General features: G+C 70.0%; 19 protein-coding genes. 3 read left to right on the top strand and 16 right to left on the bottom strand.

Annotated features, from left to right (window positions below; all coding sequences use genetic code 11):
- Positions 1 to 9: 9 nt before the first annotated feature.
- From OKJ99_RS24955 to OKJ99_RS24990, 8 genes are all read right to left on the bottom strand, one after another.
- Positions 10 to 1689 (bottom strand): ABC transporter substrate-binding protein, encoded by a 1680-nt coding sequence (locus tag OKJ99_RS24955; RefSeq protein ID WP_326019662.1) that lies wholly within the window; start codon positions 1687 to 1689, stop codon positions 10 to 12.
- Positions 1686 to 2501 carry an ABC transporter ATP-binding protein gene (locus OKJ99_RS24960; RefSeq protein WP_326019664.1) on the bottom strand — a complete coding sequence of 272 codons (816 nt, stop codon included), beginning with the start codon at positions 2499 to 2501 and terminating at the stop codon, positions 1686 to 1688. The genes OKJ99_RS24955 and OKJ99_RS24960 overlap by 4 nt, the downstream gene beginning before the upstream one ends.
- Positions 2498 to 3514, bottom strand: coding sequence for an ABC transporter ATP-binding protein (locus OKJ99_RS24965; protein WP_326019666.1), 1017 nt, complete (start codon positions 3512 to 3514; stop codon positions 2498 to 2500). Before OKJ99_RS24965 ends, OKJ99_RS24960 begins: the two co-directional genes overlap by 4 nt.
- The gene (locus tag OKJ99_RS24970) at positions 3511 to 4371 is read right to left on the bottom strand and encodes an ABC transporter permease (RefSeq protein WP_326019668.1); all 861 of its coding nucleotides are present in this window, start codon (positions 4369 to 4371) and stop codon (positions 3511 to 3513) included. The genes OKJ99_RS24965 and OKJ99_RS24970 overlap by 4 nt, the downstream gene beginning before the upstream one ends.
- Positions 4368 to 5408, bottom strand: a complete 1041-nt coding sequence (locus OKJ99_RS24975; protein ID WP_326019670.1) for an ABC transporter permease — start codon at positions 5406 to 5408, stop codon at positions 4368 to 4370. The genes OKJ99_RS24970 and OKJ99_RS24975 overlap by 4 nt, the downstream gene beginning before the upstream one ends.
- Positions 5405 to 7027 (bottom strand): amidohydrolase, encoded by a 1623-nt coding sequence (locus OKJ99_RS24980; protein WP_326019672.1) that lies wholly within the window; start codon positions 7025 to 7027, stop codon positions 5405 to 5407. Before OKJ99_RS24980 ends, OKJ99_RS24975 begins: the two co-directional genes overlap by 4 nt.
- A gap of 111 nt (positions 7028 to 7138) precedes the next feature.
- Positions 7139 to 8302, bottom strand: a complete 1164-nt coding sequence (locus tag OKJ99_RS24985; RefSeq protein WP_326019674.1) for a serine hydrolase domain-containing protein — start codon at positions 8300 to 8302, stop codon at positions 7139 to 7141.
- A 330-nt stretch (positions 8303 to 8632) separates the two neighbouring features.
- Positions 8633 to 9397, bottom strand: coding sequence for an IclR family transcriptional regulator (locus OKJ99_RS24990; RefSeq protein ID WP_326019676.1), 765 nt, complete (start codon positions 9395 to 9397; stop codon positions 8633 to 8635).
- Between the two features lie 209 nt (positions 9398 to 9606).
- Between OKJ99_RS24990 and OKJ99_RS24995 the strand changes: the two genes are divergently transcribed.
- Positions 9607 to 11235: an L-lactate permease gene (locus tag OKJ99_RS24995; RefSeq protein WP_326019678.1), complete on the top strand. Its 1629-nt coding sequence runs from the start codon at positions 9607 to 9609 to the stop codon at positions 11233 to 11235.
- Positions 11236 to 11273: 38 nt separating this feature from the next.
- Here the strand turns inward: OKJ99_RS24995 and OKJ99_RS25000 are convergent, their stop codons facing one another.
- From OKJ99_RS25000 to OKJ99_RS25010, 3 genes are all read right to left on the bottom strand, one after another.
- Positions 11274 to 12623 (bottom strand): class-II fumarase/aspartase family protein, encoded by a 1350-nt coding sequence (locus tag OKJ99_RS25000; RefSeq protein WP_326019680.1) that lies wholly within the window; start codon positions 12621 to 12623, stop codon positions 11274 to 11276.
- Between the two features lie 8 nt (positions 12624 to 12631).
- Positions 12632 to 14059 (bottom strand): cation:dicarboxylate symporter family transporter, encoded by a 1428-nt coding sequence (locus OKJ99_RS25005; protein ID WP_326019682.1) that lies wholly within the window; start codon positions 14057 to 14059, stop codon positions 12632 to 12634.
- 165 nt (positions 14060 to 14224) lie between these two features.
- Complete coding sequence (locus OKJ99_RS25010; protein WP_326019684.1) at positions 14225 to 14950, bottom strand: GntR family transcriptional regulator; 726 nt, start codon at positions 14948 to 14950, stop codon at positions 14225 to 14227.
- Between the two features lie 193 nt (positions 14951 to 15143).
- Between OKJ99_RS25010 and OKJ99_RS25015 the strand changes: the two genes are divergently transcribed.
- Positions 15144 to 15506 (top strand): LysR family transcriptional regulator, encoded by a 363-nt coding sequence (locus OKJ99_RS25015; protein WP_326019686.1) that lies wholly within the window; start codon positions 15144 to 15146, stop codon positions 15504 to 15506.
- A gap of 32 nt (positions 15507 to 15538) precedes the next feature.
- Here OKJ99_RS25015 and OKJ99_RS25020 read toward each other — a convergent pair whose 3' ends face one another.
- Complete coding sequence (locus tag OKJ99_RS25020) at positions 15539 to 15820, bottom strand: hypothetical protein (RefSeq protein ID WP_326019688.1); 282 nt, start codon at positions 15818 to 15820, stop codon at positions 15539 to 15541.
- Between the two features lie 13 nt (positions 15821 to 15833).
- A complete protein-coding gene (locus OKJ99_RS25025; RefSeq protein WP_326019690.1) occupies positions 15834 to 17822 on the bottom strand; it encodes a glycoside hydrolase family 3 protein in 1989 nt (662 codons plus the stop codon).
- A gap of 366 nt (positions 17823 to 18188) precedes the next feature.
- On the opposite strand from OKJ99_RS25025, the gene OKJ99_RS25030 reads away from it, so the two are divergent.
- Entirely contained in the window at positions 18189 to 19733 is a 1545-nt protein-coding gene (locus tag OKJ99_RS25030) for an FMN-binding glutamate synthase family protein (RefSeq protein ID WP_326019692.1), read from the top strand.
- 55 nt (positions 19734 to 19788) lie between these two features.
- Here OKJ99_RS25030 and OKJ99_RS25035 read toward each other — a convergent pair whose 3' ends face one another.
- From OKJ99_RS25035 to OKJ99_RS25045, 3 genes are all read right to left on the bottom strand, one after another.
- Positions 19789 to 21006: an alpha-hydroxy acid oxidase gene (locus OKJ99_RS25035; protein ID WP_326019693.1), complete on the bottom strand. Its 1218-nt coding sequence runs from the start codon at positions 21004 to 21006 to the stop codon at positions 19789 to 19791.
- A 46-nt stretch (positions 21007 to 21052) separates the two neighbouring features.
- A complete protein-coding gene (locus tag OKJ99_RS25040) occupies positions 21053 to 21751 on the bottom strand; it encodes a GAF and ANTAR domain-containing protein (protein WP_326019694.1) in 699 nt (232 codons plus the stop codon).
- Between the two features lie 74 nt (positions 21752 to 21825).
- Positions 21826 to 22584 (bottom strand): GAF and ANTAR domain-containing protein, encoded by a 759-nt coding sequence (locus OKJ99_RS25045; protein ID WP_326019696.1) that lies wholly within the window; start codon positions 22582 to 22584, stop codon positions 21826 to 21828.
- Positions 22585 to 22595 lie beyond the last annotated feature (11 nt).

The raw sequence follows: 22595 nt of genomic DNA on the forward strand, positions 1-22595 counted from the left end.
TGCGTCGGCCTACTTCTCCCCCGTCCCTCCGAGGTGCGCCGCCCACGGGTAGTAGACGTATCCGAATGCCGCCGGAGCGCCGGTCAGGCGGTTGTTCTGGAACACGACGGTGGAGGCCTCGACGCCGGGCATCATCGGCATGAGCCCACCGTGGATCTTCTTCTCCATCTCGACGACGAGCTTGGCCCGTTCGGCCTTGTCGGCGCTGCCGATGGCCTTGGCGTACAGCTTGTCGACCCCGTCGTAGCCGTACTGGTTGAACAGCGCCCCGGTCACCGCGGTGGTCTGGATCCAGTCGACCGGGTCGTTCACGTTGGGCCAGAACTCGGTGTAGAGCAGGTCGATCCCCTTCCTGGTCTCGGGGTCGTAGAGATAGTTCGTGTACCCGGTGGTCGGCACGACGAGCAGATGGAAGTTGAGCCCGATCCGGTCGGCGGCGTCCTTGTAGGCGAGTCCGAAGCTCTTGGTGGTGGGCGAGTCCGGCACCACGAAGGTGATCTCCTGATCGCGGACCCGTTCGGGCACCTGGGTCAGGATCTTCTTGGCTGCCGCGTAGTCCGGCTCCGCGACCTTCGGCAGAGGCGCGGTGTACTTCGAGAGCTCCTTGTGGGCCAGCCCCCATACGGCCTCCGGCATGGCGATCTTCCCCGGCTCGGCCGTCGTCGCGAAGACGGTCTTGCCGATCCCCTTCCAGTCGATGGCGAGCTGCAGGGCCCGCCGCATGCCCTTGTCGGACATCGGGCCCTTCGGGTCCGCGTACACGGCCGTCGTCATGACCGGCGCGGGGCCGATCGCCAACTTGCCCGCGTCGCCTGCGTTGAGCTGCGCCAATGCCGATACCGGTGGCTGGTACGTGCCGTCGATCTCGCCCGACATGAGCGCCGCCGTGATCGACGATTCGTCGGTGAGGAAGGTGAAGTCGATCCGGCGCACCTTGGGCCGCAGGCGCTTGTTCCAGTAGCCGTCGTACCGCTCGACCCGGATCTTCTGGGCCTGTTCCCAGTCGACGAATTTGTACGGCCCGGTGCACATCACTCCGGTGTCCGCCGAACCGAAGGTCTTCTTGTGCTCCTGGTAGAACTTTTTCTGCACGACCACCCCGGCGAAGTTCGCCAGTTCGGAGTTGAACATGTAGTCCGGCTTCTTCAGGTGGACGGTGACCTCGTGCTTCCCGGTGATCTCGACCGAGTCGACGCTCGCGAAGAGATAGTGGTTGAAGCTCTTCGCGTCGGTCAGTTGCTGATGGAGGCTGAAGGCGACGTCCTCGGCGGTCATCGGGGACCCGTCCCAGAAGGTGACGTCCTTGCGGAGGGTGTACACCCAGGTCCGCGGGTCGGGGTTGGAGAAGCGCGAGGCGAGGTTGGGTTCGATCTCCTCCTGCCCGGGGCGCTGGACGAGAAGGTTCTCGCACAGATTCGAGTTGATCATGTTGGGCGTGTAGTCGGCCGAGCGGAACGGGTCGATGGTCTGCGGTTCGCCCTGGAAGACGTTCCACACGATCGAGTCGAGCGCGCCGGTCGGCTCGGGCGTGAAGTCCACCTTGTGCTGAGCGAGGGTGCCGAGATCGCGCGCGCCGTCGCCGCCGCATCCGGCGAGCGCCAACATGCCGACCAGCAGCGCCACCAGCGCGGTTGCGGTGCGCCCGCGCCACCGTGGCGTCGTCCGTCGGGCGTGTGTCGGTGTGGTCACTGGGTTCCCCCTCGGGCGGGCACGGCGCTCGGGTCCCAGCCGGGACGCGGCACGCTGTCGCGGAGCAGGCGGGTGTACGGGTCCCGGGGCGCGTCGAGCACCGCGGCGGTCGCGCCCTGTTCGACGATCCGGCCGTGCCGCATGACGATGACGGAGTCGGTGACCTGCCGGACCACGGCGAGGTCGTGGGTGATGAACAGGTAACTCACCCCGGAGTCCCGGCGGATGTCGTCGAGCAGGTTGAGGATCTGGGCCTGGATCGACATGTCGAGCGCGGAGACCGCCTCGTCGAGGATCACGACGCCGGGTTCGGCGGCGAGCGCGCGGGCGATGGCGACGCGTTGGCGCTGCCCGCCGGACAGGGCGCGGGGGCGCGCGGCGAGCTGCCTGGCGTCGAGCCCGACCAGGTCGGCGAGCTCCCCCACCCGGCGCGCGGTCTCGGCGCGGGTCGAGCCGAAGTGCAGCCGGACGACCTCGGCAAGGCAGTCCGCGACGGTCTGTCGCCGGTCCAGGGAGGTGTAGGGGTCCTGGAAGACGATCTGTACGGTCCGTCCCCGTCGGCGCCGTTCGGCGACCCGGCGGGCGGGCCGGGTCCAGTCGTGTCCTTCGACGACGATCCGTCCGGCGCTCGGCCGCTCCAGGCCGATCACCATCTTGGCGGTCGTGGACTTGCCCGAGCCCGACTCCCCGACGATGCCCAGGGATTCGCCGCGGCCGAGGGTGAGGGACACCCCGTCCACGGCGGTGGCGGCGTGCCGGCCGCGCCCGAAGACCTTGGTCAGCGCGGACAGTTCGACGATCGGTTCGCTCATCGTTGTTCCGCCTCCCTCTCGTGGGCGGCGCCCGGTCCCGCGAGGTCCGGCGCGATCTCGGCGATCCGCAGGCACCGGCTGAGCCCGTCTCCCCGGGGCCGCAGCGGCGGGTGCTCGTTCGTGCATGCGGCGGCGGCGAAGCGGCAGCGCGGGGCGAAGGAACATCCGCTCGGTGCTTCGTAGGCGCTCGTCGGGTGGCCCGGTACCGCGAGCAGCCGGTCCTTCTTGGCGGTGACGTCGGGGCGGGCGCCGACCAGCGCGGCGGTGTAGGGGTGCAGCGGCTGGGTGTGCAGGCTCGCCGAAGCGGTGCGCTCCATGACCTCGCCCGCGTAGAGCACGATGGTCTCGTCGCAGATCGCCGCGGCGAGTTCGAGGTCGTGGGTGATGAACAGGACGGCCATCCGGTGCTCCTGCTGCATGCGGCGCAGGATGCCGATGACCTCGGCCTGGGTGGTGACGTCGAGGGCGGTGGTGGGTTCGTCGGCGAGGACGAGGCGTGGCCGGCCCGCCACGGCCGCGGCGATCATCACCCGTTGCAGCAGCCCGCCGGAGAGCTCGTGGGGGTACTGGCGCATGCGTCGCTCGGCGTCGGGGATGCCGACCGCGGCGAGCAGTCCCGCGGCCGTGTCGCGGGCGGCGGCGCGGGAGGCGCCCTTGGTGAGGACGAGGGCCTCCGTGAGGAAGTCGCCGATGCGGCGCACCGGGTTGATGGCCGCACGGGCGTCCTGGAAGATCATCGCGACGTCGTCGGCGCGGTAGCGGCGCAGCGCCTCGGCCCGCAGGTCGAGCACGTCGCCGCCGTCGAAGCCGATCCGGCCGCTGGTGTGCGCGCCGGGCGGCAGCAGCCGGTTGATGGCCCGTACGGTCATCGACTTGCCCGAGCCGGACTCACCGACCAGGCCGAGGGTGCGCCCGGCGGCCAGCTCGAAGGAGACGTCGGTGAGCACGCGCCGGTACGCGCCCTCCACCGGGAGGGACACGGTGAGGTTCTCGACCTCCAGCAGGGATCTCATGAGGCGTCCTCCGCGCTCTCGATGAGTCGATCGCCCAGGATGCTGGCCGCGGCGACGGTGACGACGATGGCGGCTCCCGCGGCGAGGGACTCGGCCGGGTACGCCTGGAAGATCCCCGGCATGCCGTCGCCGACCATGGCGCCCCAGTCCGGCGTCGGCGGCTGGACGCCGAGGCCGATGAAGGAGAGTCCGGAGAGGTCGATGAGCACGAGGCCGAAGGCGAGCGTGCCGTTGGCGAGGATGTGCGAGGAGATGTTGGGCAGGAGGTGGCGCAGGCAGACCCAGAGCCCGCGCACCCCTTGAACCTGGAGGGCGGCGATGTAGGGCAGGTTCCTCTCCTGCAGTGCGGCGCTGCGGATGATGCGGGCGATATAGGGCGTGTAGGCGATGGCCAGGGCGACCACGGCCGCGCTCAGTCCGGCCCCGAACAGCGCGGTGGCGAGGATCGCGAGGAGCAGGCCGGGGAAGGCGAAGATCGCGTCGAGCACCCGGACGATGAGGCCGTCCACCCAGCCGCGGAACCACACCGCCGTCAGCGCCAGGACGGTGCCGAGCAGGGTGGCGATCAGGACGACGGTGATCGGCCCGATCAGCGAGGTCCGCGCCCCGAGGACGAGGCGGCCGAAGATGTCGCGGCCGCTGGAGTCCTGGCCGAGCCAGTACTGCGAGCTCGGTGCGGCGTAGGCGTCGGACAGGTTCAGCTGGTTGGCCTGCGGGCCGACCAGGAGCGGGCCGAGGACGGCGACGAGCACCACGAAGGTGAGGATCAGCGCGCTGATGGTGCCCCCGGTCCCGAGTCGGCGGTGGATGCCGCGGCGGCGCGCCGGGGCGGCAGGGGTGAGGGTCGTCGCCGTCATGACCGGTCTCCGTTCATGGACACCCGCGGATCGAGCAGGGTGTAGGTGACGTCGATGAGGGTGTTGAGGACGATGAAGGCGGCGACGTAGACCAGGCTGACGGCCTGGACCACCGGGAAGTCCTTCTGCTGCACGGCGTTGACCAGCAGGGTGCCCAACCCGTTGAGCTGGAAGACCTGTTCGACGATGACGCTGCCTGCCAGCAGCCCGGCGATGGAGAGTCCGGCGACGGTGAGCATCGGGATCGCCGCGTTGCGCACTACGTGGCGGGACATCACCAGGCGGTGGGGAAGGCCGCGGCTGATGGCGGTGTTCACGTGGTCGGAGGCGAGTTCGGTGCGGATCGCGGTCTGCGAGAGCCGCCCGACGAAGGCGATCGAGGCGAGCGCGAGCGACACCGCCGGGAGCACGTTGTGATAGAGCGTGTCCCAGAATCCGGTGCCGGTGCCGAAGACCGGGAACCAGCCGAGGCCGACGGCGAAGACCAGGGTGAGCACCGCGGCGGCGACGAACACGGGCACGGCCATCGAGATCGTCGCGCCGGTCATCGCGAGCCGGGTGAGCGCGTTGGGTTTCAGCCCGGCCACGATCCCGAGGCCCAGGCCGATCACGAGGACGAGGACGGCCGCCATCACGAGCAGGGTCACGGTGGCCGGGATCCTGCTGCCGAGGATCGAGGAGACGGGCAGGTTGTAGACGATCGAATGCCCGAGGTCGCCGGTGCCGGCGTCGCGCAGCCACAGGACGTACTGCACGATCACCGGCTGGTCGAGGTGGTACTGGGCGTTGAGTTCGGCGAGGGCCTCGTCGGAGACGGAGCGTCCCTTGGTGAGGAAGCTGATGACGCTGCCGGGTGCCAGGTGGAGCGCGGAGAACACCACGACGGAGGCGACGAACATCGTCAGCAGCAGTCCGCCGAGGCGCATCGCGACGAAGCGGATGACCTGGCCGGCCGGTGCGGGACCCCGCACGACCGCGGGCGCGGGCCCGCTCCCCTCCACGGGGTCGCGCCCGTCGCGGGGCGTGAGCGTGCTCATGCGTCGGCGTCCGCTCGGTGGACGGTGCGCCCGCTCAGCACCGTGCGGTCGACGCGCGCGGTGAGCAACTCCTTTGGATCCGCGGCGAGTACGTCGGTGTCCAGGACGAGGAAGTCGGCGAAGCACCCGGCGGCCAGGCGTCCGATCTCGTCCTCCGCGCCGCAGGTCCAGGCGGCATCGCGGGTGGCGTGGACGAGCGCGTCCTCCAGCGGCACCGCGAAGTCGACGAGGTTCGTTCCCGCGCGGGCGTCGAGCGCCGAGTGGCGCGTCGCGGCGACGTACATGTTCGGCAGCGGGGCGTGCGGGGACGTCGGCGAGTCGGTGCCGAAGGCGAGGGTGGCCCCGGCCGCGGTGATCCACGGCCAGGGGAATCCGCGCTCGATCCGGTCGTCGCCGAGCTTGGCCCGCCAGTTCTTCGCGATGGCCGGGTCGGCGTGGACGGGCTGCATGCTCGCGGTGATGCCGAGCGCGGCGAGCCGGTCGACGTCGGCGCGGTCGACGAGTTCGAGGTGCTCGATGCGGTGCCGGCGGCGGGACGGACCGTTCGCGGCCACGGTGTGCTCGACGGCGTCGATCGCGATCCGCACCGCCTCGTCACCGATCGCGTGCATCGCCACCTTGAGCCCGGCGGCGTCGGCGGCCTCGACGACGGGGGCGAGGTCGGTGAGCGGCCAGATCGGCGCGGCGCTCGACCCGTCGGCGTACGGGGCGCCGAGGGTGGCGGTGCAGCCGTCGATGGTCCCGTCGATGATCACCTTGATGCCGACGACGCGGAGCCAGGGGGAGTCGGCCTCGGCGGCGAGCGCGGCCGCCCGGCGCACCTGGGCGAGGTTCGCCTCGCGGTCACCGGTGTTGTTCACCCGCCAGTAGGCGACCAGCCTGCTGGTCAGCGTGTCGGCCTCCTCCGCGCGCCGGAACGCCGCCAGGTCGGGCTCGTCGAACCCCATGTCGCAGGCGGTGGTCACGCCCGTCTCCCGGTACGCCTCCTGCACGATGGCGAGGCTCGCGTCGCGGGAGGCGTCGTCCCGCAGCCCCTCCAGGAAGACACCGACGATCGAATGGAAGGCCGTCTCGTCGACGTACCCGGTGGCCTGCCCCTCGCCGTCGCGGGCGATCGTGCCGCCGAGGGGGTTCGGTGTGTCGGCGGTGATGCCCACCTCGTCGAGCGCGGCGGTGTTCAGCCACACCGAGTGGTAGTCGTAGGCCGTGGCGTAGACCGGGCGGTCGACGACGACGGCGTCGAGCATGCTCCGGTCGGGCACACCACCGGGTATCGCCTGGTGAGGCCACCCGGTGGCGAGGACGCGCGGGGCATCGGGATGGGCCCTGAGCCATGCGGAGACCCGTTCCTGAATCTCTTCGACCGACTCGGCGCCCCACAGATCGACCTGCTCAAGTGCCTCGCCGGTCATGAGGACATGGGCGTGCCCGTCGACGAAGCCGGGCACGACGAGCCGGCCGTCCAGGTCGATCCGCTCGGCCCGCGGTGACAGCCGCGCGGCGGTCCGGGTGTCTCCGACGTACAGCAGTCGCTCTCCGCGGACGACCAGGGCGTCGGCCCACGGACGGTCGTCGGCGGTGAAGACGCGGGCGTTGAGGTAGAGCTGATCAGTGGTCACGGGCGAGTCCCTTCGCACGGCCGGTGTGCGGCGGCCGACTTCATGGGCGGGCGGCGGAACAGGGGCGGCTGCCCCGGTCCGGGAGGCGACGGGCGCCGCGGGCAGCGGTCATCAAGGGCGGGCCCGGTCGCACAGGTGGGTCGCGACGGCGTCGAACATCCGCGTCGTCGCGTGGTGCTTGGTCTCATCGAGGGGGTCGGGCCAGCTCGACAGCTTGACGCCGACCACGTCGCGATCGCGGTCGATCCAGACGAACTGGCCGTGGATCCCCAGGCACAGCGCGAGGCCGGAGGTGGTGCCGGGGACCCAGAACTTGCTCCGGTAGTGGCCGCCCGGCATTCCGCGGTCGTCGGCACCGGACGCGAAGGCCTCGGCGCTGTCCTGCCCGCCCCTGAACACGTCCTCGACCCAGGCCTCGGAGAGGACGCGTTCGCCCCTGGGGGTGACTCCGCCCGCGAGGATGGTCGCGCCGAAGCGCGCCAGGTCGCGGGGCGTGGCGCAGATGCCGCCGTCGAACAGCCCGGTGCCTTCGTCGTCGACCGCGATGACGGCGTCGTGTTCGGCGCCCAGGCGCGACCACAGCAGCTCGGAGGCCAGCTCGGGAAACGACCGTCCTGCGGCGGCCTCGCACACCCAGCCCAGTACATCGGTCTCGGCGCTCCGGTAGGCGAACGACCCACCGTGCGGGCGCTCTTGACGCAGCGTCGCGAGAAACGCCTTGAGTGTGCGGGCATCGTCCTCGTGGCGGCGCGGGGCCCAGCCGGCGGCGATGTCGAGCTGTCGGATGTCGGAGCGCGGGTCGACGTAGTCCTCGTTGAACCCGACGCCGCTGCGCATGTCCAGCAGGTCACGAACGCGCGCGTCCGCGTACCCACTTGAGGCCAGCTCGGGCACCTGGTCACCGACCCTCGACGCGAGGTCCAGCACACCACGATCGACGAGCGCGCCGACGACCGTCGCCACCACGGACTTGCTGACCGACATGAGCAGGTGCCGGGTGGCGGGCCCCATCGCGCCCGTGTACTCCTCGGCGACGATGCGCCCCTGGTGCAGCACCAGCCACGCGTCGGTGTCGGTGGACGCGATGACTTCGGCGACGCTGCTCGCCGCGCCGTCACCGAGCGGAACCTCGACATCGGCCACGTCGACGGGGGCGCAGGGGAGGTCGGCGACCGTTCCGCCGCCGCGGGAGACGGTGGCGACCGGGAAGATCTCCTCCAGGTGCTGGAAGGACCAGCCGATGTTCTGTCCGTGCAGCCAGGTCGCGGCGGTCACGGGGGCTGTTGTAGACATCAAGTGCCTCTCAGAACTTGTACGTCGCGGCATCGACGGGCACGTCGCCGAGGCGTCCGTGCGGACCGGTTGGATCAGGCGACGTCCACCGTTGCGCAGATCGTGCGCACCGGTGCATTCCGTCGTTCAAGCGCCGAGTAGGCACGGATTCGTGCGAGCCGGATCGATGCGGCAACGAAAAGCGTGGCCCAGGAAGCAGGATTCGTCAACGAGTCGTGCACATCGTGAAGTTGCCGGCCTTGAGCGTCCCGGGACACCTGGGACGCACCTCACGACCGCGCCGAGGAAGCGCGAAGCGGTTCAGGAAGCGGGCTACGGGCAGGTGTTCCGGTGTCCGAGGCCGGCCGAGATGTCCCGCGCCGCGGCGATCGCCAGCGGGGCCATCGCCTCGACCTGGCTCTTCGTGTGTTCGAGCGCCAGCGTCGAGAGGCTGATCCCGTAGGTGACCAGTCCGGTGTGGTCGCGGATCGCGGCGCCGACGCAGCGGATGCCCGGTTCGTTCTCCTCGTCGTCGATCGCGTATCCGGCGCGCCGCACCGCCGCGACTTCATCCGCGAGCACGACCGGGTCGGTGATGGTGTTCGGGGTCCTCGCCACCAACCCGGTCCGGGCGACGAGCCGTTCGAGCGCTCCGGTCGGCAGGTCGGCGAGGATCGCCTTGCCGATGGCGGTGCTGTGCAGGTGGATCGCCTTCCCGATGCGCGACGGCATGCGGTAGGGCTTGTCGGACTCCCGGCGGGCCACGTAGATGACCTCTTCGCCGCTGAGGACCCCGATGTGCACGGCGCATCCGGTGTCCTCGACCAGCCGCGTGATCGTCGGCGCGGACACGGTGGAGATGTCGACCCGTTCGAGGGCCGCCCCGGCCAGCCGCAACGCCGCGGGTCCTGGCAGGTAGCGGCCGTCGTCGCCCAGAGTCACGTATCCGTGTGCGACGAGGGTGCCGGCGATCCGGTGCACGGTGGCCTTCGGAAGGCCGGTCGCGGCCAGCACGTCGGTGAACCGCGCATGCGTCAGGGCGGCGGACAGCACGGCGAGCGTCTTGTCGCTCGCGGATGTCGCGTTCTCGCCCGCCATCCGACCCCCTGCGTCGATCAACTCCCCCGCCAACTTCGATCAACATCATGGCACTTGGGCGCTGCGTGTGCGCTGCGTGTGCTCTGCGTGTGCTCTGCGCAGTGACAGGAGTGCGAGTTGTGACGCACCTCTTGTCAATCCTTCACGGGCGGAACTAGGTTCCGCCGGACGGAACTTGATCTATGCGCCCGGTGATCGGAGAACGCCAGATGTTTCACCAGCCACTGGAACCGGCAGGGAATCTGCTCCTCTCCAGCCTGGTAGCGATCACCCCTCTGATCGTCCTGCTCGTCCTGCTCGCCGGGCTGCGCTGGAAGGCACACTGGGCGTCGCTGACCACCCTCGTCGTCGGATTCGCACTGGCCTGGCTGGTCTGGAGCATGCCGCCGGTGCAGGCGATGTCCGCGGGCCTCGACGGCATGGCCCAGGCGGTGCTGTCGATCCTGTGGCTGACGTTCAATGCCATCTGGATCCACAACTTGACCGTCACCACAGGTCACTTCGAGGTACTCCGCAAGACCTTCGCCCGTCTGTCGGACGACCTGCGGATCGCGACGATCATCATCGCGTTCGCCTTCGGCGCCCTTCTGGAAGCCCTCGCGGGAGGGGGCGCTCCGGTCGCGATCTGCGCGGTCATGCTCATCTCGCTCGGCCTGAACCCGCTCAAGGCGGTCGCGGCGGCCCTGGTCGCCGACACCGCCCCGGTGGCGTTCGGCGGCATGGGGAATCCGATCACGATCCTGGCCCGCACCGTGCAACTGCCGGGCGGCGGGACGATCTCGCCGGAGGCGTTCGCCGCGATGACGGGGCGCCAGACATCGATCCTGTCGCTGCTCGTTCCGTTCGTCCTGCTGCTCATCGTCGACGGACGGCGCGGCATCCGGGGCGCGTGGCCCGCCGCGCTGACCGGAGGTGTGTCGTTCGGCGCCGCGCAGTACCTGCTGTCGAACCACTTCGCGTACCAGCTGACCGACATCTTCGCCGCGCTCGTCGCGACCCTCGCCATCGTGGTGCTCAGCCGGGTGTGGCGCCCGAAGCACCCCGTCTCCTTCCGCGAAGGCCCCGGCGACACATCGGCGGCCGACCTCGCCATCACCACGGGCGAGCGCTGGCGGTCCTTCGCCCCGTACCTCATCGTCGTCGCGCTGTTCTCGATCGCGCAGATACCCGCGGCCAAGGAGTTCCTCGACGGTCTTACCGTCACGTTCGCCTGGCCCGGACTCGATGTCGTGAACGCGCAGGGCGCGCCGGTCGTCACCGACTACGTGCTCAACTACGGGAGCGCCACAGGTACGTTGCTGTTCATCTCGGGCCTGCTGACCATGGCCGTACTCAGAGTGCACCCCGTACGCGCGGTGGCGGCCTACCGGGGCGTGCTGCGGCAGTTCGGATGGGCCATCTTCACCATTCTGTGCGTCTTCGCGCTGTCGTTCCTCATGAACTACTCGGGCATGATCGTCACCCTCGGCACGGCCCTCGCGGCGACCGGCGGCCTGTTCGCGTTCCTCGCCCCGGTCGTCGGCTGGTTCGGTGTGTTCGTCACCGGCACCGATGCCGGGGCGAACGCGATGTTCGGCCAGCTCCAGGCCACCGCCGCGGCCCAGATCGACACCTCCCCCATCCTGCTCGGCGCGGCGAACACCGCCGGTGGCGTGATGGGCAAGATGATCTCGCCACAGAACCTCGCGGTCGGCGCGGCCGCGATCGGCATGGTCGGCAAGGAGGGCGAGATCCTCCGCCGCGTCATCGGCTGGAGCCTCGGGTTCCTGCTTCTGACGTGTGTGCTGGTGTATCTGCAGTCGACGCCGGTGCTTGGCTGGATGGTCGTCGGGGGCTGATCTGCGGTTGGCCGCCTTCCCGGCCGGCCGGCCCCCCGTCAGCCGCTCGATGCCACCACGTCGCGGGTCATGGCCCGGGCACTGCCGAGGTAGCGGGCGGGGTCGCAGAGTTCCTCGATGCGGGCGGCGCCGAGGTGGCCGACGAGGTCGTCGTTGGCGAGGAGTTGGGACTGGAGCGTGGTGCCCTGCTCGATCGCGGTGCGGCAGGCGTCGTAGACGACCTCGTGCGCCTGGTTGCGGCCCAGGACGGGGGCGACGTCCATCATGACCGCCTCGGCGACGATGAGTCCGCCGGTCAGGTGGGTGTTCTGGAGCATCTTGTCGGCCTTGACCTCAAGGCCGGTGAGCATGAAGTGCGCCTGGTGGAGGGAGCTCGCGACCAGCAGGAAGGCCTCGGGGACCGTCGCCCACTCCAGGTGCCAGGGGCCGGTGGCGCGTTCGAAGTCCTGCATCATCGCGTCCAGCATGGTCGAGGACTTGTCCCGCAGCAGCTTGGCCGCGGCGAACATCAGCTCGCTGGAGATGGGGTTGCGCTTCTGCGGCATGGTCGAGCTGGCCCCGCGGCCGGGCACGAACGGCTCGGCGAGCTCCCCGAACTCCGAGGAGCACATCATCATGACGTCCCACGCGATCTTGCCGAGCGTGCCGCCGACCGCCGCGAACAGCGACACGAGCTCGACGAGCCCGTCCCGCGCCACATGCCAGGTGATGGACGGGTCCTTCAGACCGAGCTCGGCCGCGAGGGCGGCGCGAACCTGTAGCCCCTCGGGTCCGTCGCCCAGGGAGGCGAGGGTGCCGGCCGCACCGCCGAACTGCACCATCAGGGCGCGCTCACGGGCCTGTTCGAGCCGCTCGGCGTGTCGGTCGAGGGCGGAGAGCCACACTGCGCAGCGGAAACCGAAGGTGACGGGGAGAGCGTGCTGAAGGTGGGTGCGACCTGCCGTGACCGTGTCCTCGTGCTCGGCGGCGAGTTCCCGAAGGGCGGTGCGTACGCTGTCGAGTTGCTCCTGGAGGAGGGAGACACCCTCCTTGCACTGGAGCATCACGGCGGTGTCCATGATGTCCTGCGTGGTGGCACCCCAGTGCAGGTAGCGCCCGGCGTCGCCGCACTGGTCGCCGACCTGCTTGACGACCGGCAGCACGGGATAGCCGACGATCTCCGTCTCGGTGCGCAGCCGTTCCAGGTCCAGGTCCTCGAAGTTGGCCTTGCGGGTGATGTCCTGCGCGGCGGCGTCGGGGATGACTCCGACCTTGGCCTGGACACGGGCCAGCGCGGTCTCGGTGTCGATGATCCGCTGCACGTAGGCGGTGTCCGCGAACACGGCGCGCATGGCGGGGGTGCCGAACATGTCCCGGAAGAGCAGGGAGTCGTAGACGGTGGAGCTCATGGTGGTTCTCACTTCTTCGTGCTGCTGGTCAGGGAGGGGGAGACAACGGGGGTGTCCGAAGGGGCGTCGTCGACCCGGTCGGTTGCGGGTGTGTCGGTGGGGAGGTCGTCGAGTTCGGGTTCGGTGCGGGCGAGGAACGCCTTGGGGTCGGCCAGTGCGGCGTTGACCTTGTCGGTGTCCATCTCCTTGCACCACTTGGCGATGACGAAGGTGGCGACGACGTTGCCGAAGGTGTTGCAGAAGGCCGTGGCCATGGACATCAGACGGTAGACACCGAAGAGGACGGCCACGCCCTCGACGGGCAGATAGCCGGTGGCCGCGACGGTGGAGGCGAACACCACGAAGGTGCCGCCGGAGACGGTTGCGGCGCCCTTGGAGGTGAGCAGCATGATCAGCATGAGGCCGGCCTGCTGGCCGATGCTCATGTCGATGCCGTACGCGTTGGCGACGAACATGCTGCAAATGGCCATGTAGATCGAGGTGCCGTCGAGATTGAACGCGTATCCGGTCGGCACGACGAGTCCGACGCTCTGCTTGGAGCAGCCGATCCGGGTGAGCTTCTTCAGCAGGCCCGGCAGGGCGGCCTCGGAGGACGCGGTGCCCAGGACGAGCGTCATCTCGACGCGGACGTACTGCAGGATGCGCACGATGTTGAAGCCGGCGAGGAGGCAGACGAGGCCCAGCACACCACCGATGAAGAGAGCGACAACCACCCAGTACTGCAGGACCAGTTCGGCCAGGGCGAGGAGCATGCCGGTGCCGTTGGCCCCCACCGAGTAGGCGATGGCACCGAACGCGCCGATGGGCGCCAGCTTCATGATGACGTTGACGAACGCGAAGAACGTCTCCGAGATGACCTCGAGCCCCTTGTTCACCTGCGCCTGCATGTGCGGCTTGAGCATCATCAGGCCCGCGCCGAACAGGACGGCCAGCACGACGACTTGGAGGAGTTGGCCCGAGGAGAACGCGCCGATGAAGTTGTCGGGGACGATGTCCTTCAGGAACGCGGTGAAACCGTGCTCGCTCTCGCCCGCGGGCATGTCCTGGGCCGCGCCGGACGCGTGCGTACTGGCCCCCTCGCCCACGCTGAGCACGTTCGCGGCGACGAGTCCGAGCAGCAGCGCGATCGTCGAGACGACCTCGAAGTAGACAAGGGCGAGCAGTCCGATGCGGCTGGCCTTCTTCAGGTCCCCCGCCGAGGCGATCCCCATCACCACGGTGAGAAAGACGAGAGGGGCCACACCCGCCTTGACCAGGGACAGGAACAGATCCCCCACGATCTTCAGGTCGACGGCGAAGGCCGGGAAGGCGAACCCGACGACCACGCCCAGCACCATGGCGACGGCGACCTGCGCCCCGATCCCTCGGTACCAGCGCTTCCGTCGTGCCGCCGCGGGTGGGGGCTCGGCTGCGAGCAGGTCTTCGGTGGACCTCATGTGCATACATCCTTGTCTAGACATGAGTTGTGTCTAGACAAGGAATCTCACGAGCGCACACCTGTCAAGGGATGGTCGTGACCAACTACCGAATGGAGTGGTGGAATCGCGCATGGTGAGCAGCAATGGCCCAGGCGTGCCGCGGAAACGGACGTCCGTCCGGCATCAACTGCGCTGCAACGTCGTCTCGTAGACGAAGGTGTCGGGTGCGTGCGTACTGACGCTGACCTCGAAGAGCCGGCCCGCGGCGTCGTAGTAGCGGCGGATGAACTGCATGCCGGGGCTCCCCGGCACCACGCCCAACTGCCGCGCCGCCTCGGGCGGAACACCCACCGCACGGATCTTCTGCACCACGCGCTCCACCGTCCGGCCCGCGCGCGCCTCGACGAGATCGGAGATCAGCAGGGACTCCTCGCCGAGGTCCCCTTTGATCGCCTCCGCGTCCGCGGACTCCAGATAGACCTGGGCCCATGAGATGACCCGGTCGCCGTGCTCCGGGTCGCGGCGCACGGAGGTGACGCACACCCGCTCGGCGCCCTCCGGCAGCCCTGTCGCCGCCGCCAGCTCCGCCTCGACCGCGACCGCGTCGACGGACAGCACACTGCGCACGGCAGACTCGCCGTACTGGGTCAGCTCCTGGAGGCTGCCCAGATGAGCCGTGAACGCGGCCGCGGGCCGCGCCCGCTCCACTCGCGTCCCCGTCCCCGGGTGACGGGAGATCAGGCCGCGCGCCTCCAGGCGCTGCAACGCCCGCCGCAGTGTCTCCCGCGACACCTTGTACGCCGCCGCCAGCTCCGGCTCCGTCGGCAGCAGCTCGCCCACCGGCCACTCACCCGCCGACACCCGGGACATCAGGTCATCCGCAATGACCACGTACCGCGGCTCACGCACGAAAGACCCCTCGCTCCGACGACACTCCAGGCCGAAAGCCTAGAACATGCGGGCAGTACGCCGATCCGTACGTGTCGGCGCACCCCGGCCCGGATCCCGTCGGGAACACGCAGTGCATGATGTTGCGCACCGCGGCGTGCGGGCGGCACACCACCCGCACATCACGCGCACGTCGCCCGGCAAGGAGGACGGCATGCTCAACCTCGTACATCTGCAGACCTTCCAGGCCGTGCTGGAGACCGGATCGCTCAGCGCCGCGGGGAAGCGGCTCGGGTACACCACGTCGGCGGTGTCACAGCAGGTGGCCGCCCTCGAACGCGGCCTGGGCGTGCGGCTCTTCGAGCGTGGGCCGCGCAGCCTGCGGCCGACACATGCCGCCGAGCGGGTGGGGCTGGTGGCGGGGTCCCTCCTGACCCGGGTCGACGACTTCGAGGCCGAGGTGCGCAGCCTGGCCCGCGGCGACCGGGGGCGGCTGCGCCTGGGGGCCTTCCCCACGGTGGGGGCGCAGCTGGTACCGCGGGCACTGGCGCGGCGCGCGGTCTCGACCCGGTCTTGAGTGCCGACTCGCGCCGGAACCACTGAGCCGAGCTACTGGGCGAACGGATCCCCGAGGACTCCGGCGAGCCGGATGAGGCCGCGCCGGTCGCCGTCCATGGTGACGGCGTACACGGTGCGGGCCCATCCGCGCGCGGTCGCGTACTCCTCGGCCCAGGCCAGGACTTCATCGACATCGACGTCACCGAGGAGCTCGTACTCGTACGAGGTGGTGGTCGAGCGGTCCCAGAAGTAGACGCGGTAGTTCGCGTGGTCCTGTTCCCAGGTGGTGTCCCGGGGGTCGATGCCACGAATCTCCACGGGTCGAATCTCCATGGGGCGAGCCTAGTCACCGGTAGGTGAGGCCGAACCCCCGCTCGTACAGCGGATGCGTCGTGTCATCAGGTACGTCGCCCTGTTGTGTCTCCACCTCCTTCATCGACGACGGCAGCTCGAAGGGGAGCCTGCCCTTCGGGGTGCGTTCGCCGAAGACCGTGTCGAGGAGTACCGCGTCGGAGACGCCGAAGTTGGCGACGACCGCGTCGGCGGCGCGGGTGACGCCCGTCAGGACCAGTGGGCGGTCCAGTTTGGGGACGGCGACCGTCGGGGTGCCGGAGGCCGAGGCCTTGCGCAGGGCCTGGTAGTCGGGGTCGGTGGCGGGGAAGTCCAGGCCCGTGAGGTCGGAGCCGGCCCTCGGATCCGCGAGGCGTACCACCGCCAGGTCGGCGTCGGCCGGGTCGTCCACCACCTTCAGGCCGCGCGCCTCGGCCTCGTCGGCCGAGACACCGTGCAGGTAGACGGTGCGGACCTGGTCGCTGCGCGCGGGCAGGGTGCGGTCGTTGTTCTTCAGGAGGGTCAGGGAGTCGGACTGCGCCTTGTCGCCCACTGCCTGGAAACCGGCGTTGCCGACCAGGCGGCCGGCCACTTCCTCGTCCACGTACGGGTTCTCGAACAGGCCGAGGCGGAACTTCTGCTCCAGCACGCGCCGGGCGGCCTCGTTCACCCGCTGCTCGCCGACCAGCTTCTGCCGTACGGCCTGGACGACGTAGGAGGGTTGGTCGCTGCCGCCGATCTGGTCGACGCCCGCGTTCAGGGTGAGCGCCGTGCGCTGGAGGACCGACTGGTCCTCCACGCCCCAGGGCATGCCGACGCCCCACGGACCGACGAAGGACGCCGGGGGCCGGGTGTCGCGGCACTGCTGCGGGCAGTCGCCGGTGATGCCCCAGTCCGAGACGATGACCCCGTCGAACTTGTAGGTGCCTCGCAGAAGGTCCTTCAGGAGGTACGAGTTGAAGCCCGCGCCCACCTGGTCCAGCTTGTGGCCCTTGTACGTGAGGTCCTTGAGGATGGAGTACGTGGGCATGACGCCGGAGGTGTGCGCGGCGAACGCGCCCTTGAACGGCGTGATGTGGTCGGCGAAGTTCTTGCCGGGGAACGTGGCGTAGCGGCCGTAGTGGTAGTGGCTGTCGTAGCCGTTCGTCTGGGCGCCGTAGCCCACCCAGTGTTTGGTGACGGTGGCCGTACTGTCCGGGCCGAGGCCGTGGGCGCCGTGCTGCATTCCCTTGACGTAGGCGTTCACTTGGCGGCCCGCGGTGTCGGGGTCCGAGCCGAAGGTGCCGTTGATGCGAGTCCAGCGGGGTTCGGTGGCGATGTCGGCCTGCGGCGACAGGCCTTCGGTGATGCCGACGGCCCGGTACTCGCGGCGGATGATGTCACCGAGCCGCTCGGTGAGGCGTGTGTCGTGGGCGGCGGCGATGCCGATGGCGTCGGGCATGGCCGTCGTGCCGGCGCCCGCGACGGTCTGGCCCTCGACCACGGAGAACCCGTTGCGCGGGTCGGTGGAGATCACGGCGGGGATGCCGAGGCGTTGTTTCTCGGCGATCGCCTGCACGCTGTTGTTGGCCGCGGCGACCTTCTCCGGCGACTTCGACAGGCGGGTGATGGCGGTGGTGACGTGGCGGTCGCCGACCAGTTGGGCCGTCGCGGCCGCGTCGTAGCCGTCGCCGGAGGTGGGGAGGGTGCCGTGGACGAGGAGTCCCGCCTTCTCCTCCAGGGTCATCCGGGACAGCAGGTCGCGGGCGCGCGCGGTGGCGCTCAGGCGCCAGTCCTCGTAGGGGGTGAGGCGGCCGTCGCGGTTCAGGTCGCGGAAGCGGACGCCGTCCTTGGTCAGGATCGGTACGTCGCGTGATTCCAGACGGGGCGCGGCGGACGGTTTCCCGTGGGCGTCGGCCGGTGCGGTGAGCGTGCCCGGTTGAGCGATGAGGGCGGCGACGGTGGTGACGGCGGCACCGACAGCCAGTCTTCGCCGGCCGCTCGTGGGGTGATTACGTGAACGCATGCGTTCCTCTCCATCGAGGTCCACTTGAGCGAGTGCAAGGCCTCCTACAGCCGGTTCGCCGCCTGGCAGGCGGCGGCCGAGGAGGACCACGTCTTCATGCTGTGAAGCGATACATCACCGGAGCGCCTTCAAAGTAGGTTGCAGGTTCAAGCAATACAAGAGCTGTGACATACATCCGGTTCCGTTGGTGGGAGCCGCGTCGCCCGCTCACCCCGGGCCCGCCCTCCCCGACCCCCGACCTCTACGATCAGGTGGCGTTTCGCCGTCGAACGCCCAGCCTGCCGGGCCGTGTTCGACGTCGGGCGCCCGCGTCGTCCGCCGCACAGCGGTGACGTCGGGTATCGAGCAGTCGAGGAGAGGAACGTCATGCGTGCTCGGAACATCGGTGCGGTTGCCGCCACCGCGTTGGCGGTGGTCGCGGCCCGCGACCTCGTACAGAAGAAGCACGCACTGCTGCGGAACTTCCCCGTGGTCGGGCACGCCCGGTACCTGCTGGAGACGATCGGCCCGGAGCTGCGCCAGTACGTCGTGACGTCCAACGACGAGGAGCGTCCCTTCAGCCGCGACCAGCGCAGTTGGATCTACGCGTCGGCGAAGGAAGAGAACAACTACTTCGGGTTCGGCACCGACAACGACGTCGAGCACGTACAGGGCCACGCGTACGTCAAGCAGCGCACGTTCGCCGGGGAACTGCCCGATCTGCACGACCCGCAGGCCCCGCTGCCCTCGGCCAAGGTGCTCGGCGGGCCGCGCGGGCGCGCCAAGGCGTTCCGGCCCGCGAGCGTCGTGAACATCTCGGCGATGAGCTTCGGTTCGCTGTCCGGCGCGGCGATCACGGCGCTCAACAAGGGCGCGGCGCTGGCCGGCACGATGCACAACACCGGCGAGGGCGGCCTCTCCTCGTACCACCGCGGCGGCGGTGACCTCGTCCTCCAGATCGGCACGTCGTACTTCGGCTGCCGCAACGACGACGGCACGTTCAACCTCGACAAGCTCAAGGCCGTGGTCGACAGCGCGCCCGTCAAGGCACTGGAGATCAAGCTCTCGCAGGGCGCCAAGCCGGGGCTCGGCGGGATGCTGCCGGGCGCGAAGGTGACCTCCGAGATCGCCGAGATCCGCGGCATCCCGGCCGGCAAGGACTGCGCCTCGCCCTCGCGGCACACCGCGTTCCACGACGTCGACTCGCTGCTGGACTTCGTGGAGCTCCTCGCCACCGAGACCGGGCTCCCGGTCGGCATCAAGAGCGCGGTCGGCGAGATGAGCTTCTGGGAGGAGTTGGCCACGCTGATGGCGCGCGGTGACCGCGGCGTCGACTTCGTGACCATCGACGGCGGCGAGGGCGGCACGGGCGCCGCTCCCCTGATCTTCAGCGACTCGGTGTCGCTGCCGTTCCGGATGGGCTTCTCGCGCGTCTACAGCACGTTCGCCGAGCGCGGCCTGACCGACCAGCTCACGTTCATCGGCTCCGGCAAGCTCGGCCTGCCCGAGAACGCCGCGGTCGCCTTCGCCCTGGGCGTCGACATGATCAACGTAGCCCGCGAGGCGATGTTGTCCATAGGGTGCATCCAGGCGCAGAAGTGCCACACCGACAAGTGCCCCACCGGCATCGCCACGCAGGACCCGTGGCTGGTGCGTGGCGTCGACGCGCCCTCGAAGGCCACCCGCGCCGCGATGTACCTGCGCACCCTGCGCAAGGAGTTGCTGAAGGTGTCGGGAGCGGTCGGCGTCGCCCACCCCTCGCTCATCACGCCCGATGACATCGACATCATGAACGGCGACTACGAGGCCCGCACTCTGGCGAGCGTCTACGGCTACAAGGACGGCTGGGGCGAACTCGGCAAGGACCTCTCCGAGGAGATCACCGCACTCCTCACCGCGCGGCCGGAGCCGCAGCCCAAGCCGGCTGTCTGAGGCTGCCCCGTCCGGCGGTGACACCTCACGGGTGGCACCGCCGGCGGCACCCGCGTCAGCCCGTGTGGCGCGTGCGCAGGAGATGCGGTCCGAGGTCGGCGATGGTCGCCGCCCCGATGAGCTGCATGGTCACCTCGATCTCCTTGGCGAGCAGTTCGACGGCTCGCGTGACCCCCTCGCGGCCGCCGGCCATCAGCCCGTACAGGTAGGCGCGTCCGATGAGGGTGAAGTCGGCGCCGGCGCAGAGGGCGGCGACGATGTCGGCGCCGGACATGATGCCGGAGTCGAGGATGATCTCCACGTCGTCGCCCGCCTCGGCCCGTACCTCGGGCAGGGCGTGGAACGAGACGGGTGCGCGGTCGAGTTGGCGTCCGCCGTGGTTGGACACGACGAGCCCGTCGGCCCCGGCGTCGAGCGAGCGGCGCGTGTCCTCGGCGGTCAGCACGCCCTTGACGAACAGCTTCCCCGGCCACTGGGACCGGATCCACTCCAGGTCCTCGATCGACAGGGTCGGGTCGAACATCGAGTTGATGATCGTCGGCAGGTCATGGCTCGTGCCGGACAGCGAGGCGAAGCTGAGCGGGTCGGTGGTGAGGAAGTTGAACCACCACTCGGGCCGGTACGAGGCGTCGAGGACGGTCTTGAGCGTGAGCTTGGGCGGGATCACCATGCCGTTGCGGGCGTCGCGCAGCCGCTGCCCCGCGACCGGGGTGTCCACGGTGACCAGGAGTGTGTCGAAGCCGCTCGCGGTGGCCCGCTGGAGGAGGTCGAGCGACTTCTGCCGGTCCTTCCAGAGGTACAGCTGGAACCAGCGGCGGCCGTCCGGTGCCGTGGCGGCGACCTGTTCGAGCGAGCGGGTGCCCATGGTGGACAGGGAGAACGGGATGCCGGCCGCGTCGGCGGCGGTCGCTCCGGCGTCCTCGCCCTCGGCGTGCATGAAGCGGGTGAACCCGGTGGGCGCGATCCCGAACGGCAGCGCGGACGACGCCCCCGCGATCTCCGTGCTCAGGTCCACCTTCTCGGTGCCGTGCAGGATGCGCGGCAGGAGCACGACGTCATCGAACGCCCTGCGCGCCCGACGCACCGTCAGCTCGCGCTGCGCCGCACCGTCCACGTAGTCGAACGCGGGGCGGGGCGTGCGGCGCCTGGCTATCGCGCGCAGGTCCCATACGTCGGCGGCCTTCCCGAGCCGGGCGGCGCGCCTGTCGGGGTTGAAGCCGTCGAACTTCAACAGGGGGCGCAGCTCGGAGATCTGGGGCAGCCGGTGTTTCATGTGTCCTCCTGCGATGCGTGACGAATGCGGTGCCCGGCGGCACGTGTCAGCAGGATGGCATGTCCAGGGTGGCGTAGTGGTGGACGACGTCGTGTGCGACGTCGTGCAGCGGGCGGTTGTGGGTGAACGCGTAGGCGCGCAGGCGGATGAGGGCCTGGTCGACGGGGACGCCGAGGCGGACGGCCAGCGCGCCGGTCGCCTGGTGGACGACGGCTCGGTGCAGGGACAGCGGCTGATCGGCCCGCATGTCGTGGATGCCCTCGGGAGTGGTGAGGATGGTGACGGCACCTTCGGCGAGGGCGAGGAGCTGGCTCATCTGGGGGCGGGTGAGCGGGCCGGGGGTGGCACGGTGGCCGGTGAGGGCGCCGAGCTGGGTGGCCCCCAGATGCAGCGGTACGGCGTGGACGGCGCGCGGGGGCCCGGGGCGGGCGGCGGCCAGCAGGGCCGGCCAGCGCTCCTCGGGTACGGCGTGCAGGTCGGGGACGAGCACGGGCTCACCGGTGCGCACGGCGTCCTGGGTGGGTCCTTCGCCGAGGGTGAACTCCAGGTCCTCGAAGGCGACCGCCGTCGTGTGGGACGGGTCGTACCAGACCAGTTCGAGGCCGGATTTGTTGAGCAGGCACAGCGTGATGCTGTCCAGGCCGAGCGCGTGCGCGCAGGAGGCGGGCGCGAGCGCGCTCAGGCCGTGACCGGAGCTGGTGGCCGCGGCCAGGAGGGCGGGGATGTCGGAACAGTCTGCGGACACCGGGTGGGCACTCCTTGACTGGGGACGATGGGACGCCGGTGGCTTGAGCCGCAGGACGTTGACGGCGGGGACGCTCAGAGGCGCTGCTTTCTGTCCGAGGGCGGTGCCAACTCCTCGGCCGGGACCTGCCCCTCGACGACGCGCCGGCACAGCTGGGTGAGCGAGGTCCGCTGGGCGCGGGCGTAGGCCCGCAGACACTCGAAGGCGGTGTCGGGGGTGATGTTCAGGCGTGCGCCGAGGGCGCCTTTGGCCTGTTCGATGGCGATCCGGCTGTTGAGCGCGGTCTGCAACTGCCCGACCCGTTCGGCCTGGTCCTCGGAGAGGCGGTGGTGCAGGATGCCGATGGTCGCCGCGTCCGCCAGCGACTGCCCCAGGCGCAGGGACGCCGGGTGGAGGGCGCCGGGACGGTCGTGGAACATGTTGACCGCGCCGATCACTTCCTCGCGCAGCCGCAGCGGAAGCGCGGCCGCGGTCTCGAATCCGGCCGTGCGGGCGGCCTTGGTGAAGCGTGGCCAGCGCTCGGCGATGGCGGGCAGCGTCAGGTCCACGGGGCCGATCTGCTCGCGGCCCAGGCAGCAGTCCCTGCACGGGCCCTCGTCGAACTCGACCTGTACCTCTTCGAGCTGGTGGGCGGTGTGCGTGGACGCGGTCACGTCCACCAGCCGGTCCTGGGCGTCGACCATGACGACCCCGATCGCTGTCACATCCAGCAACTCGCGCATGTGGTCGGTCAGTACGTGCAGGAAGTCCACCAGGTGGAAGCCGTCCCGGAGGGTGTCGGTCAGCTCCAGGAACGCCCGCGCGAGTAACTCGTCCCGCTCCCACTGCGCCATCCCGCAGCCCC

The organism is Streptomyces endophyticus (genome assembly GCF_035798155.1).
Taxonomy (GTDB): domain Bacteria; phylum Actinomycetota; class Actinomycetes; order Streptomycetales; family Streptomycetaceae; genus Streptomyces; species Streptomyces endophyticus.